The organism is Clostridiales bacterium (assembly GCA_015243575.1).
In the GTDB taxonomy this organism is placed as follows: Bacteria; Bacillota; Clostridia; order Peptostreptococcales; family Anaerovoracaceae; genus Anoxybacterium; species Anoxybacterium hadale.
In genome coordinates this window covers 3,325,249-3,339,316 of the sequence record CP042469.1, presented here as the reverse complement: position 1 = coordinate 3,339,316, position 14,068 = coordinate 3,325,249, and the positions used below count along the sequence as shown (strand labels likewise).

Below are 14,068 nucleotides of genomic sequence, written 5' to 3'. Positions count from 1 at the left end.
ACGAAAAACAGAGGAGAGAAGAGTATGAATCACAATGTTTTGAAGTCATTTGCGATTATATGCTTTGCAATGCTGTTTCTATTGGATATGGCTGGGTGCGAGGAATGGGAAAAGAAGCCTGTAACGCAAGAAGAATATGCGGCCCGTGCAGCGAGCCAATATTTAGATGCTTTGGCGGCAGGGGATGAAGAAGCCTTGCTCGACATGATGAACTCCACATGGGCGGGGTCCTGCCATCCAACCTCGGAAGACATAATAATGCCGCTGGAAGAAGCGGAGAAACAAAGTCCTCTGATGGGGGGGCGGACCGAGAAAGAAGTCCGAGATTTTATGCTTAAGTGTTTTGATGATCAGCGTATCTTCCTAAGAGAGTGCTTTGGTGGTGACGTGTGGGACAGTGTGGCGTTCACGCTTGAAGAAGTCGCCTCGGTGAACGGCGTCGGAGAGCTGACGACTGGCATTTTCGAGTATGACCTGTATAAAGTTAATTTGACCTTTGACGGTAAAGTGGTTTCTGATAAGGGATATGAAGCGTTCCGGTTTTATGTTTCTAATAAAGATGGCAAATGGGGAATCCAAGAAGGGCTTGCTTGGGATTCGGTGCTGCCTGAATATCAAGAAACAGAAATTTAGCAAGCTCCAAATGTGATCGTCTTGTGCATCAGCGCGGTCTCGTTCTGGTGACGGAAAAATCAAATAGATCACAGCGGAGATAGTCGATGGCGTACATGGCGGGATTTCCTCTGGAATCAAAATGAAGCTGTTTCAACCCTAATATAGACACGTTCTTTATTTTACGAAGCTCTGAGGTCAAGGGATCATTCTTATCTGGAACCACGATACGGGTAGCGGAACGAGTGATGATCACTCCCTTTTTGTCTTCAAAATATCGGAAAATAGAAACCGGAAGATTTTGTTCATCCAGCTCATCCGCCAGCTGTCCAGGGATGTAATTTACACTGGAGCAGATCGCACCGGATTCCGCATATCGAGTTCTTATGATGACCATAACGGGCTCATCCGCAGATACTTGCAGCAGGTCGGAAACCTCTTCAGGCGGCAGTTCGCGGCTGATAGCAATTTCAGGTGCAATCTCCGTGATGCCTGCATTGCGGATCATTTCGGAAAGACTACGCAGCTCCGACAGGTCGTTTTCAATTTTATGAGCCGAACCAAGCAAATAAGTCCCGGCGCCGTGTTTCGAATAAAGAATCCCTTCTCTGCGCAGGAGCTCCAAAGAGGCTCTCCAGGTTTCCCTGCTGATTCCAAACCGTTTTGACATTTCCGCTTCCGACGGGATACGCTGCCCCGCAGTAAAGGTTCCCTTCTCGCACAGCGCTAAAAACTGATTTTTTGCCTGTATTGCCAATGCTGTTTTCTTCATGAACCAACCTCCTAAATAGAAACACGATAAAGGTAATATACCATAAAAAGAGGAGAAATGGTAGATTAAAGCTTGTATCTCTTATCAAAACAAGAAGAACCGAATAAGAAAAACCAAACAAAAAAACAAGAAAAATCCCTTCCTATGCCTGATAACACCATACAATGCAATCTTATCAGACAAACAAAGGGAGTTTCCTTTATTCAATCAATTTTATTGAGGCCGGTTTCAGCGAATTTCATCTGCATAAAATTCTGTTATGTAAGCTTCTATATCCTTGCGGCTGGCTTTGATGGGTCCGGGGGACTCCATTTTATACGATACAGTGGCTGCCGCATATAAAAGGGATTCTTTTACCCCTTGGTAAAGCCGTTCGGTGATGTACGTGCTGAAGCAAGTATCGCCTCTTCCTGTTCGCCCTGACAGATTCCTTGGGCGGAGCGGGCATCGGAATAAGCCTTCCTCAGTGTATACGATGACTTCTGTGTTGTGGGTTATCATGACTTCCTTGGCACCCCAGTCAAACATGATTTTGGCGGCTTCCTCTGTTTTGGAACAGCCTGTCATGATCTCCGCCTCGGCAGCATCTGTCTTTAGAAAGTGAATATATGGAAGGTATTCCATTTTGTCTTTCCAATCTATAAAAACCATAGAGCCATTCTTAGAAACTCTCAAAAATCCCTGCATATCAGCAGCGACCAGTCCTTTTTCCGAAAGAGGCTTTATCATTTCATTCTCAAAGTCTCCGTAGACCAAACCGGCTAAGTGGTAAATCTTTGTGCTTACTTCAGGAATGTCCTCCAGCCGGAAGGGATCTGCAATGCTTAAGGCCGTACAGATTCGTTTCTCTCTGTCAGCTGAAAAAAACTCATTCCGCATAAGCGTAGTATGCTCGGAAGGAATATAGTAGAGATCTTCTTTTGGAACATTAAAGGCATCCAATAAATGCCGGTCCTCCCTTGCTGTCTTGGTCAATATACCTGTTGCGCGTTCGCCAGCCAACGAGGCATAGGAACTGAAAAACACAGCTCCTCCTGGGGATTCGGATACTTCTTTGTTCTCGGTAATGTTCTGATCTTGTGTTATATGGCCGATGATAAAGGTATCGTAATGTTTCATATCGAATTCTTATCCTCTCTTAATACCATCGCCGTATCATTTTATTTCGCATTGTAACAGTTTTTTTTAATCTCTTTGTGCAAAATGTTTTTTGTGAAAAGGGATTATAGTTTGCGGCAGCTGGATCTGATGATGAGTTCTGGCTGTAAGACCTCTTTCATGCAGTTGTTCTTCAAACCGTTTTCTTTTAGTTTGAATAGCATGTCTACTGCAATTTTTCCCAGCTGATCCTTGGCCTGTGCAATTGTAGTGAGCTGTATTTTTGGCAGAGAAGCGTAGGGGATATCGTCAAAGCCGATAATGGACATGTCGCCGGGAACGTCTAAACCGTATTCCTCGCATGCCTCCAGTGCGCCCAGCGCAACCATGTCATTGGAACCCATAATTGCGGTGGGGGGATTTTTCTCTTGAATCAGAACCTTGGCCATATCGTATCCGCTCTCTCGTTTGTTATATTGATAGTTGATGTTGAGACGGACCTCTGGCTGCAAGCCATTTTCCTCCATAGCAAGTCGAAAACCCTTCAATTTGTCAATTTGAGAATTGCTGGTTCTCGTCCCTCCGATAAATACAATTCTTTGGTGGCCTAGTTTGATCAGATGATCAGCAGCAAGATATCCGCCCTTCACACTGTCTGTGGCCACACAGTTGCATTCTTCATCTGCCGGACGGCTGCCAATGTAGACAACGGGCATGCGTTTTCGATAGAAATCAAAAAGCCCCCGCGCTGCGTCAGGTACAGATGCCACAATCAAACCTTCGACTCTTCGTTCAATAAGAATCCTAAAATAGCTCTCCATTCGTTCCGGTTCAAAGTTGCTGTTGCAGAGAAATACATTGTATCCTCTGGCTCTGGCTTCGCCTTCCACACCAAGGGCGACTTCCGGATAAAATGGATTTGTGATATTTGGTATGATTAAGCCGATGGCGTTGCTGGAATTGGTAACCAAACCCCTGGCAAGTGCATTTGGAGAATAACCAACACTGTCGCATATCTCCTGAACCCGTTGTCTGGTTTTTTCATTTACTTGATCACTGCCGTTTAATGCTCTTGATACGGTGGCGTAGGAAACCCCCGCCATTTTTGCGATGTCTTTAATTGTAATGTTAATATGATCACCTTCATTTCTCGGAAACGTTTACAGAAATTATAGCAATAATAAAATGAGGTGTCAATATGGATCGTTGAAGAAGGGGGTATAAATTTTCTTAAAAAGTAAGAAATCCCATGGGATCGGTAGATGTACACAATATGAAAGTGTTGGAAATTTAACAATTGATCAAATGAAAAGTTGCATGAATGGGTGAAAATTTTTAAAAAAAAGTTCTATTGACAAATTAGAAATTGAATGGTAGCATCAAACATAACAAAATCGGAAACGTTTACAGTAATTTTGAAAACGAGTAGGTGAAGCATATGATTAAAACGGTATGGTTCGATATTGGCGGCACAGTTCATGTTCAGGATGCGACTTTGGATAATGATTTGGCGTTTGCTGAAAGGCTGTTTGGCTTTTTAAAAGAACGCGGAATTGAAACTGCAGAAACACCGGAGCAGCTTCTAACCCACATCGACAAGGGTGCAAAGCAATACAAAGCGTTTAGCGAGCAGGAACTGATTGAGCTTCCGGGAGATGATATCTGGTGTGACTTTATGCTTAAGGATTTTGGCGTACCTTCGGAAAAAATCCGCGGCATGGGGGAAGAACTTTCCTACTTGTTTGACCGTTATAGAAAGGTGATTACCCCCAGAGGAGGTTTGGAAGAGACGCTGAAAAGGCTTATTGATGAAGGCTTTCGGCTTGGTGTAATCTCTAATATTATGAGCCGCACTTTCGTGCCGCGCATCCTTGCGGAGCATGGAGTATCACAGTATTTTGAGTTTATCCTTGCGAGCAGTGAGTATGGTGTCAGAAAACCCCGCCGAGACATGTTCGATGAAGCAATTCGTCTGATGGACGTCACGGCTCGTGAGGCGGCCTATGTGGGTGATACTATTTCAAGAGATGTGCGCGGTGTTCGGGCAGCAGGCTGGGAGCTGATGATTCAGATTGAAAATCCGCGCATCGCCCATAAAGATGCCAAGTATCTTGCGTGCGGATATCAATCAGATTATTCCATAAGGTCCCTGGAAGAAATTCCGCCCATAGTGAAACAGTATAACACGGAACGAAAAGAGAGGGGAAGCGATTCATGAATTCAGCAGTAATGCCTTACAGCAAATCAAAACGCTTGAAAAATCAGATCAAATCGATTATTACCAACCCGTATAACATCATTGTTCTCGTAGCTATCATCCTTTTGACGTATTTAATCATTCTGCCGCTGCTCGATATGATATCGACCACCTTTAGCCTGGCACAGAAAGATCTCCGGGTAACAGGCGGTCAAGCGGGAGATTTTACCTTTTACTATTGGAAGCGCCTGCTTGCCAGCGAGCTAAGCGGAAGACTGCTGGTTCAGCCGCTGATGAATTCTCTGCTCATTGGCGTAAGTGTTTCTGTCTGTGCCATTTCACTGGGCTCCGTCCTAGCATGGCTCATGGTCCGAACCGATCTGCCATTTAAGCCCTTTTTCTCGTTAGCAGTCATCATGCCGTATATGATTCCCTCCTGGTGTAAATCCCAGGCATGGCTTTCCATGTTTAAAACTGAGAGAATCGGCGGTGCTCCGGGGTTTTTAATGAGTCTTGGTATTGATGTCCCTGACTGGCTTGCTTACGGGCCTGTGGCCATCATAACGGTGTTGTCTCTCCACTATTACGCCTACGCGTATCTTTTGGTGTCGGCAGCACTGAACTCTATCAATTCGGAGCTGGAGGAAATGGGGGAAATCCAGGGAGCCAGCAAGTACACCATACTTCGTAAAATAACCTTCCCCCTGGTGATGCCTGCCATGCTTTCGGCTGTTATTCTGACCTTTTCAAAGGCAATCGGTACCTTTGGCGTCATCAACTATCTGGGAAGCAAGGTGAATTTCGTTACCCTCTCCAGTCAGCTGTACATGAATAACAAGTCTCAAAATACGCAGACGGCCTTCGCTATGGCGTTAATCATGATCTGCATTGCCTCGATCTCCGTTTTTATCAATCAGCGGTTGATCGGTTCAAGAAAATCTTTTGCTACCATAGGAGGGAAAGGCGGACGGTCTACCTTGCTTGGACTTGGAATACATAAACCGCTCATCACGGTCATTCTGATTGTTTTCTTTGCCGTAGGCATCATTACGCCTATTGCAATTCTTATCCTGGAATCCTTTATGCTCAAGCAGGGGAGCTATTCTATTGCAAACCTTACCACCCATTACTGGATCGGAGATCCAAACCCTGCTATTATGGAAGGCTTGCCCGGTATCTTCAAAAACAGAGATTTCATCAATGCCCTGACAAATTCCCTGAAGCTGACGTTTGTAAACGGTGTATTTGGTACGATCATTGGACAGATCATCGGTTATATTTGCGCCAAAGGACGAGGTACACTTCATGGCAGGATTGTAGAACAGCTCGTGTTTATTCCGTACTTGATCCCATCCATTGCCTTCGGCGGAATTTTCCTGTCTATGTTCTCAAAGTCCCAGGAACTGTTCGGCGTCACTCTGATTCCGTCGCTTTATGGAACGTTTGCATTGCTGACTTTAACCTCTGTCGTCAAGCATCTGCCCTTTGCATCCCGTGCAGGTACCGCCAATATGCTGCAGATTGGCGGCGAGCTTGAAGAGGCCGCTTCCATTGCCGGAGCAGGATTTTTCAAGCGGTTCATCCGCATTATCTTCCCGCTTTCCAAAGGGGGATTTGTTTCCGGCTTTATGCTGATCTTTGTATCGATTATGAAGGAGCTGGATTTGATCATCCTCATCATGACCCCGACCACCACTACGCTGCCGTATCTGGCTTTTCAATACCAAAACGGCAATGCTCCTCAGGCGTCTAACTGTGTAGCAATCGTTATGTTTTCAATTGTGTTCCTGGTTTATGCGATAGCAAACCTCTCAGGAAAGGCAGACCTGTCAAAGAGCATGGGCGGCTGAGGAATCCGAACACCACCGAGAGATGGCAAACGCCATCCAAGGGAGTATTGATGGAATGGAGAAGGCGCAGATGTGCGCGCAGCATGAATCAACGCTTCGAAAAATAAGATAACGGCAAAAAAGGAGTTATGGTAATGAGCAAAATTGAATTGAAGAACATCGATAAGTATTATGGAAAAAATCATGTCTTGAAAGATGTGAGCCTGACCATCGAAGACGGCGACTTTATGACCCTTCTCGGCCCCTCCGGCTGCGGAAAAACCACCACATTACGTGTGGTATCCGGACTGGAAAAGCCGCAAAGCGGAACGATGCATATGGACGGAAAAGAAGTGATCAACACTGCGGAAGCATATTATGCGCCGCCCAGTCAGCGCGGTCTAAACTTGGTATTTCAATCTTATGCACTTTGGCCTCACATGACGGTACGTGATAATATCGCATTTGGACTGAATATACAAAAGCTGGACAAAAAGGAAGTTGCAAAGCTTACGGAAGACGCCCTAAGACGCATGCAGATTCTGCAGTATATTGACCGCTATCCCTCGGAACTTTCCGGAGGACAGCAGCAGCGTGTTGCAATCGCCAGAGCAATTGCATCAAAGCCTCAGCTGCTCCTGCTAGACGAGCCCTTATCAAACCTGGATGCCAAGCTGCGCGTGGATATGCGCAGTGAGCTGAAGCGTCTGCATACGGAAACGGGCACAACGATGATCTATGTAACCCACGATCAGGTGGAAGCGCTTACGATGTCAACGAAAATCGCCATTTTCAGGGAAGGTGTGATTGTGCAGGTGGGCCCTCCTCTTGAGCTTTATAACAATCCCTGCAACCTCTATGTTGCAGATTTTATCGGGAATCCCCGTATTAACTTTGTCAATGCCCAGGCTGAAGTGAACGAGCGAAGCATGACTGTTTCCGGCCCCCTTGGAAAGCTCGCATTTCCGCCATCCGATATGACAGAAGAGGCTCCCAAAAGCGGTTCTTTCGAAGTGGTTCTTGGCATTCGTCCCGAGCAGGTGGTGATTCATACCCAGCGGCAGAATTCCTCAGATATCGAAGCCAGGATCTACACATCCATGCCTGCAGGCTCGGAGACACTGGTAACCGTTCAGGTAAACTCTGTCAGCATGGTAATAAAGACGCTGGGGATTACCAACTATAGCCCGGATCAAACCGTATATCTATCAATCGACCCTCAAAAAATTAACGTCTTTGATAAAACATCCGAAGCATTGATCAAATATTCCGTGTAACACGTTGCACGAAATATAAAATTTAATGATGTAAAAAGTAAAAGGAGGTTCGCATGTTTAAACTGAAGAAATTGGTTGCTGTGTTTTTAGCCATAACCTTGGTTTTTTCACTGGCAGCTTGTGGAGGAAAAAAAGCTTCTTCCGAGGGAGGTAAAGCAGAGGGAGAACTGACAGAGTGGGAAAAAAGCTCACAGATTCTGAACATGGATCAGACTGAGGCGGAGCTTTATGAACTGGCAAAGGAAGAGGGCACGGTGACGCTCTATTCTATCTCATCACGCTGCACAAAAGTTGCCGAGGCTTTTATGGCAAAATATCCAGGGGTTGAGTGTATTCCCTTTGATATTAAACACAATGAACTTTTAGAAAAAGTCACGCGTGAACACGAGGCAGGCCAGAATATTGCCGATGTCGTTCATGCAAAGGATCTTGACGGTACGTTGTACAATGAATACGTTCTGAATAAGATCTTCTATAACTATCTGCCAACGGAGATTGCTTCTAAGATAGACGACAGTCTGAAAGAGACCCAGACCCCTCTTTATATTGAATTGGTACAGCTCTTCTATAACGAAGAAGCGAATCCAAACGGTGCACCCATTAAAAACATCTGGGAAATTACCCAGCCACAGTGGAAGGGCCGTATCATGATGCAGAATCCGCTGGATGATATTTCCTGGGGATCATGGATCACTGGCTTCTGTGTGGGAGACACACCTCAGCAGCTTGCTGACGCTTATAAGGAATTGACCGGAGAAGAGCTTCAGCTTTCGGATGGTGTTGAAAACGCGGGATATGAATTCCTCAAGAGGCTCCATGCGAATAACCCGATCTACGCATCCTCCTCGGATGAAATTGCAGAGGCTGTAGGGACGAAGGGTCAAACCAATCCGCCCATCGGCTTCTGTTCCTCCTCAAAAATCCGTAAAAACGAGGATAATGGCTGGTGCCTGGTTCCGATCAATCTGATTCCGAATACCGGTATTCCTGCAGTTAACACACTCCATATCGTGGAAGGAAGCCAGCATCCCAATGCAGCCAAGCTTCTCGTACGATTTATGCTGGGCGGTACCGACGGAGATATCTCCGGATACAAGCCGTTTAATACTTTGGGAGGGTGGCCGGTTCGAGACGATATTGAACCTGCTGAGGGCTCCACACCTTATAAGGAACTCAATGTTGCCGGGTTTGACTCTAAGGTTATTTATACCTATATCAATACCGTACGTGACTTCTGGCAGCTTCTGTAATAACAGTGCAGCTGGATTCTGATCAATATCAGAAAGGGATGTGTTATTATGAGTCTGTTTTTAAACAAAGACAAAACACCTAAAAGCTCGCTGCTCCTGAACTGTTTCTGTCTTGGGCTGGTCTTTTATGGAATCTTCGGCGTTATGTACGCATTTCTGACGGAGCCTCTGTTTTGGTACGTGAATGTTGTGAGCAATGAATTTTCTGTAGTGCTACATGCCGTGTTAATGGCACTGGCAGGAACTGCAGTCTGCTGTATTTTCTTCGCTCTGCGAGACAAACGAATCGTACCTGGTGCCTTTGTTTTTATGACAATCAGCTTGATTCTCGGAGGTCTGGTGTCTTTCAACCTACCGGTTGACAGGCGCAGTCTGATGCTCCAGATGCTGATCCTCTATGGTACGGGGCCTGTTCTGATTGGCAACGCCGTCAGCTGGAGTGTTTATATAAGACTGCGCAGGCGGCAAAGGCAAAGGGCGCTATTGATCTAACGGCTGACGTTTAAAACAAAATGATGACACATTTAGAAAGTGAGGAGATCAAATGGATGCAATCGATCAGGGGAAACGCGCAGAACTAGGCGAGCTGCTTGAAACAATGACGCAAAGAGAAGTAATGGGAATAATTCCGCAGTTTGAGGAGGCCCATATTTATCACGCCGATAAGCCGCTGCAGGCGGCTCCCAAAACAATCTGTGCGCTGCTGTTTAATATGGAGCGGGGAGTTCATTGCGATGCCTTGATCGATTTTCTGAAATTTTCTCCGCAGATTCAGCCCTTTGATCTGATTTTGGCCAATGAACTGGATGACGGATGCATACGCTCCGGTGAACGGGACGTTGCTGCAGAAATTGGCAGGGCACTCAATATGAACTATGTGTTTGCTCTTGAATTTATCGAGTTGGCACAGACAGATTCAACAAAGGGTTACCATGGCAACGCGGTCTTTTCAAAGTATCCCATTAAATGGGCGAAGACGCTGCACCTGCCGGAGGAGTACAACTGGTACTTCGACCGACAGAAAAGAATTGGAAGCAGATGCGCTGTTTTTGCTGAGATAGATGTTTGCGGACGTTCCCTTGGTGTTGTGTCTGCTCATCTTGAAAATCGCACCGACGGTCAGGGACGGCTGCGTCAGATGATTGAAATTTACAAAGAGGCAGCGCGGCTGTTTCCGGAAATACCAGTGCTGCTGGGAGGAGACCTGAATACAAATGCCTTTGACGGCAGAAGCAAAGAGGAAATTCAGCTTCTTGCAAAAAATCCGGAGTTGCTGCGGCGGCGGCTTGAACATCTTTCTGATTACGAACCGTTGCTGCCTGCAGCCCGAGAATGGGGCTTTACTCATCAGGAATCTGCATCTGCAGAGGGAACCAGGAGGAAGCCCCTTCCTGACGGCGGTAACCTGACACTAGCGCTTGACTGGCTTCTTTTCAAGGGACTTGAGCCTTTGGAAAGTCGAATTATATCAACTGAGAAAGAAAACTGCGGGTTTGCACCGGCCGGGTCTGCTCTGGAGGGACTAAAGGCAAAGGAATTGTCAGACCATAATGCAGTTTGGGCTAGGTATCACTTATGAGAAAAAGAGAGGTTAATTTGCCGGATACAATTTTATTTGATATGGGCGGTACAATTGAGGATATCTGGTACAATGAGGAAACGGCAGCAGCTGTTATCGTTGAAATCAGGGGTCTCCTCAGCCGCAACGGTCTGGAGACTGACTGCAATTCCGATGAATTCCAAAAGCGCCTGCACCGCGGAGTGGATTCCTATAAAAAATGGAGCCAGAGTGTCATGCTGGAAAAAAAGCCGGAAGAGATATGGCCTGATTATTACCTGCGGGAGTTTGGCTTCCCACGGGAAAGAATCATTCCCATTGCGGAAGCATTGGCTCAGACGTGGGAAACCGTCTACTACCACAGGGAAATGCGCCCTAAGGTAAAGGAGACATTGGAAGCCTTGCATCAGCGGGGATACAAACTTGGAGTGATCTCCAACACTGCGTCCCTCTATTCTGTGTTTAATGTGCTCGAGCAGTATGGGATACGAGATTACTTTTTGGATGTAACGCTATCCAGTACGACGGGATATCGGAAGCCGCATCCCTCTATTTTTGAAATCTCGTTACGGCAGATGCAGTCCAGGCCGGAACAATGTGTCTATGTGGGCGACACGGTATCCAGGGATGTCATCGGCTCTAAAAAGGCCGGCTTTGCACAGGCAGTGCAGATTTGCTCGTTTATGACTGAGGTGAGCGATTCCAAGGCATCAGCAGGAGCTTGTGCACCGGATCGCATCATCTATTCCATGGAAGAATTGATTCCATATCTCGACCAGCTGCAGAGCACAGAAAGAACGTAAAGAGGCACAGAGGGAGCGGCTTTGCCCCCCTCTGTCTTTGATAAATCAACAAAGGAGATAAGTATGTATAAAATTGAGACGCATCTTCATACTAAGCTGATTAGCCACTGCGGATGGATGTATCCCGATGAGCTGGCCAGAGTTTATCATGAAGGAGGGTATGCGGCAATTTGTGTGACTGACCATTATAACAGGCTTTGCTTTGACTATGCAGGAATTGATCTTTCCGGCTCAGGAGATAAGGTGAGAGCTTTTCTGGAAGGGTATGTGCAGCTGAAAAAGGCAGCAGAGCAGTATGGAATCTTGGTTTATGAAGGAGCTGAGCTTCGTTTTGATCAGTGTGATAACGACTATTTGCTCTATGGATTCCGTCATAAATTACTGGAAGACCCTGATACAGTAATGAAGATGGGAATTCAAAATTTCATTGATCTTTCCCGTGCAGATGGTGCGGTTTTGATCCAGGCACATCCATTTCGAGATTCCTGCATCCCTGCTCCGGCAGAATATATCGATGGGATCGAAATATACAATCCAAACCCCAGGCATGATAGCTGCGATCACATGGCAAAGGCCTACGCTCTGCGCCATGGCCTGATACAAACCGGTGGATCTGACTGCCATCGTCCGGGGGATCAGTGCGCCAGCGGTATTCTGACAGACACACTTCCAAAGGACTCCTTTGAATTCGCAGCACTTTTGCGTTCTGGTAATTACAGGATCATTGCTGAATAAAATTTGTCTATACAAATTCTTGAAATATTATTTACAGAAATCGTTTCCTGTACTATAATGAAGTCGTCTATACAACTATGAAATAGGATATGGAATAGGAGTTCGTTTATGAGTAAAATGGAATACGACACACTGATTATTGGACCGGTTTCTCTGGATCATAACATTGACCATCAGGGAAACGAATACCAGGAAGTAGGCGGCGCTATTGTCCAGTCTGGCTTTGCGGCCTCTCGGATTGGGCATAAAACAGCACTTTTTACAAAGCTGAACCCAAAGGATGCCGACCTTGAAAAGGCGTTTGAAGCCTCTGGAGCCGAGCTTTACTGGAAAGCATCCGAAAGGACTACCTCAATCCGAAACCAATATTTTACTGCAGATAAGGAAACTCGGGAATGCAAGGCCATCGGTGTTTGTGATCCCTTTCAAATAGAGGAACTGCCGGATGTAAGTACCAGAATCTATCATCTTGCGGGATTGATTTACGGAGATTTCTCCAGTGAAATGATCGAAGCACTGAGCCGTCAGGACGGAAAGGTTGCAGTTGATGTTCAATGTCTGCTGCGGCATGCGGAACCTGATGGCAGCATGGTGTTTTATGATTGGGCAGACAAAACAACGCATCTCCAATATATCGATTTCCTGAAAACGGACGCCGCAGAAGCAGCGATTTTAACGGGAGAAACAGATCGGGTAGAAGCAGCGAAAAAGCTTTACCAGTGGGGTGCAAAGGAAATTATGATCACCCACAATACAGAAGTACTCGTGTATGACGGAAAAGAGATTTTCACCTGTCCGATCAAAGCAAGAAATCTCTCCGGCAGAACTGGCAGGGGTGATACCTGCTTCAGCGGTTACATAACAGAACGACTGCAAAAAAATATTCCTGAGGCGCTGCTTTTTGCATCTGCGCTGGTATCTCTTAAAATGGAAACGGTGGGCCCCTTCAGAGGAGATCGTGCTGATGTAGAAGAATACATCAAATCCTTTTATGATGGATATATTTTATAACATAAATAGAGAGAAGTTTGCTTGTCAGGAAGACACCGGAGAAATCACGGCGGAATATTCTATGTAGAGTGAATTTTTCAAATTGGTGTTGCCGGCAGAGTACAATGGCTGTCGGTGAGACTGGAGTGCTACGATACCTTGGAAAGGAGGGAAACCATGACATTAATCGAAATGATAATCAGAATCGTTTTAGCCATGGCAATTGGAGGAATCATCGGATGGGAACGGGAAAACAACAATCGGCCCGCAGGGCTCAGAACCCATATGCTTGTAGCCATTGGCGCTGCTGTAGTCATGCTGATGGGTGAGATGTCTTTGGAAAAGTATGCCGATATCACAACCATGGATCCCACCAGACTAGGGGCGCAGGTTATTTCGGGCATAGGGTTTCTTGGCGCCGGGACGATTATGAGAGAGGGGCTGACCGTACGTGGTCTTACGACGGCAGCAAGCCTTTGGGCTGTAGCCTGTCTGGGTCTGGCGGCAGGAGGCGGATTTTACGAGTCTGCTATGCTGGGAACTATTGCAATTATTATAACGCTGACCATTTTTAATTATCTTGAGAAAAAGTTCCGAAAAGTAAAGCGTAAGGGACTGGCCATAGAAATGGTGTGCTCCGATATTTCGGGTACATTGATCAGTACGAAAAAAATAGCCTCCGGATATGATGTGATTCTCAATGATGTGGACATCGCAGAAGAAATCGGAGAGGAAAAAGTCATCTACCATGTGACCTCTAAATTTGGGTTTACCAAGTCCAGCAAAAAAATTGACAAAGACGGATTTACGTCAGAGTTAAAAAAGCTGGAAGGCGTTTGCGTAACCAAGATCAGCGATCTATAACGAACACATCAATCCGCCCAAATTTTTCACAGCGGGTTATTGCCAACTATGCGTGTATCAGTAAAACTGTCAATTCATACCTA

The 14,068-nt window shown here is 46.0% G+C and carries 14 protein-coding genes; 11 read left to right on the top strand and 3 right to left on the bottom strand.

Annotated features, from left to right (window positions below):
• Positions 1-24 precede the first annotated feature (24 nt).
• The gene (locus FRZ06_14785) at positions 25-633 is read left to right on the top strand and encodes a hypothetical protein (GenBank protein ID QOX64516.1); all 609 of its coding nucleotides are present in this window, start codon (positions 25-27) and stop codon (positions 631-633) included.
• Between the two features lie 28 nt (positions 634-661).
• On the opposite strand, the gene FRZ06_14780 is transcribed toward FRZ06_14785, so the two are convergent.
• From FRZ06_14780 to FRZ06_14770, 3 genes are all read right to left on the bottom strand, one after another.
• On the bottom strand, positions 662-1,384 hold the full coding sequence (locus FRZ06_14780; protein ID QOX64515.1) for a GntR family transcriptional regulator: 723 nt from the start codon (positions 1,382-1,384) through the stop codon (positions 662-664).
• A gap of 228 nt (positions 1,385-1,612) precedes the next feature.
• A complete protein-coding gene (locus FRZ06_14775; protein QOX64514.1) occupies positions 1,613-2,503 on the bottom strand; it encodes a ribokinase in 891 nt (296 codons plus the stop codon).
• Between the two features lie 104 nt (positions 2,504-2,607).
• Positions 2,608-3,585 carry a LacI family transcriptional regulator gene (locus tag FRZ06_14770; GenBank protein ID QOX65955.1) on the bottom strand — a complete coding sequence of 326 codons (978 nt, stop codon included), beginning with the start codon at positions 3,583-3,585 and terminating at the stop codon, positions 2,608-2,610.
• A gap of 335 nt (positions 3,586-3,920) precedes the next feature.
• Here FRZ06_14770 and FRZ06_14765 point away from each other — a divergent pair, with 335 nt between their 5' ends.
• The 10 genes from FRZ06_14765 to FRZ06_14720 all read left to right on the top strand — a co-directional run bounded on the left by FRZ06_14765 (position 3,921) and on the right by FRZ06_14720 (position 13,985).
• Complete coding sequence (locus FRZ06_14765) at positions 3,921-4,700, top strand: HAD family hydrolase (protein ID QOX64513.1); 780 nt, start codon at positions 3,921-3,923, stop codon at positions 4,698-4,700.
• Positions 4,697-6,529 (top strand): iron ABC transporter permease, encoded by a 1,833-nt coding sequence (locus tag FRZ06_14760; GenBank protein ID QOX64512.1) that lies wholly within the window; start codon positions 4,697-4,699, stop codon positions 6,527-6,529. Before FRZ06_14765 ends, FRZ06_14760 begins: the two co-directional genes overlap by 4 nt.
• A gap of 134 nt (positions 6,530-6,663) precedes the next feature.
• Positions 6,664-7,785 (top strand): ABC transporter ATP-binding protein, encoded by a 1,122-nt coding sequence (locus FRZ06_14755; GenBank protein QOX64511.1) that lies wholly within the window; start codon positions 6,664-6,666, stop codon positions 7,783-7,785.
• Between the two features lie 53 nt (positions 7,786-7,838).
• Positions 7,839-9,035, top strand: a complete 1,197-nt coding sequence (locus FRZ06_14750) for an ABC transporter substrate-binding protein (protein QOX64510.1) — start codon at positions 7,839-7,841, stop codon at positions 9,033-9,035.
• A 48-nt stretch (positions 9,036-9,083) separates the two neighbouring features.
• On the top strand, positions 9,084-9,527 hold the full coding sequence (locus FRZ06_14745; GenBank protein QOX64509.1) for a hypothetical protein: 444 nt from the start codon (positions 9,084-9,086) through the stop codon (positions 9,525-9,527).
• Between the two features lie 52 nt (positions 9,528-9,579).
• Positions 9,580-10,614, top strand: coding sequence for a hypothetical protein (locus FRZ06_14740; protein QOX64508.1), 1,035 nt, complete (start codon positions 9,580-9,582; stop codon positions 10,612-10,614).
• The gene (locus tag FRZ06_14735; GenBank protein QOX64507.1) at positions 10,611-11,396 is read left to right on the top strand and encodes an HAD family hydrolase; all 786 of its coding nucleotides are present in this window, start codon (positions 10,611-10,613) and stop codon (positions 11,394-11,396) included. The genes FRZ06_14740 and FRZ06_14735 overlap by 4 nt, the downstream gene beginning before the upstream one ends.
• Before the next feature lie 63 nt (positions 11,397-11,459).
• Positions 11,460-12,131, top strand: coding sequence for a PHP domain-containing protein (locus FRZ06_14730; protein QOX64506.1), 672 nt, complete (start codon positions 11,460-11,462; stop codon positions 12,129-12,131).
• A 108-nt stretch (positions 12,132-12,239) separates the two neighbouring features.
• Positions 12,240-13,142: a ribokinase gene (locus FRZ06_14725; GenBank protein ID QOX64505.1), complete on the top strand. Its 903-nt coding sequence runs from the start codon at positions 12,240-12,242 to the stop codon at positions 13,140-13,142.
• A 156-nt stretch (positions 13,143-13,298) separates the two neighbouring features.
• On the top strand, positions 13,299-13,985 hold the full coding sequence (locus FRZ06_14720) for an MgtC/SapB family protein (protein ID QOX64504.1): 687 nt from the start codon (positions 13,299-13,301) through the stop codon (positions 13,983-13,985).
• The last annotated feature ends 83 nt before the right edge of the window (positions 13,986-14,068 follow it).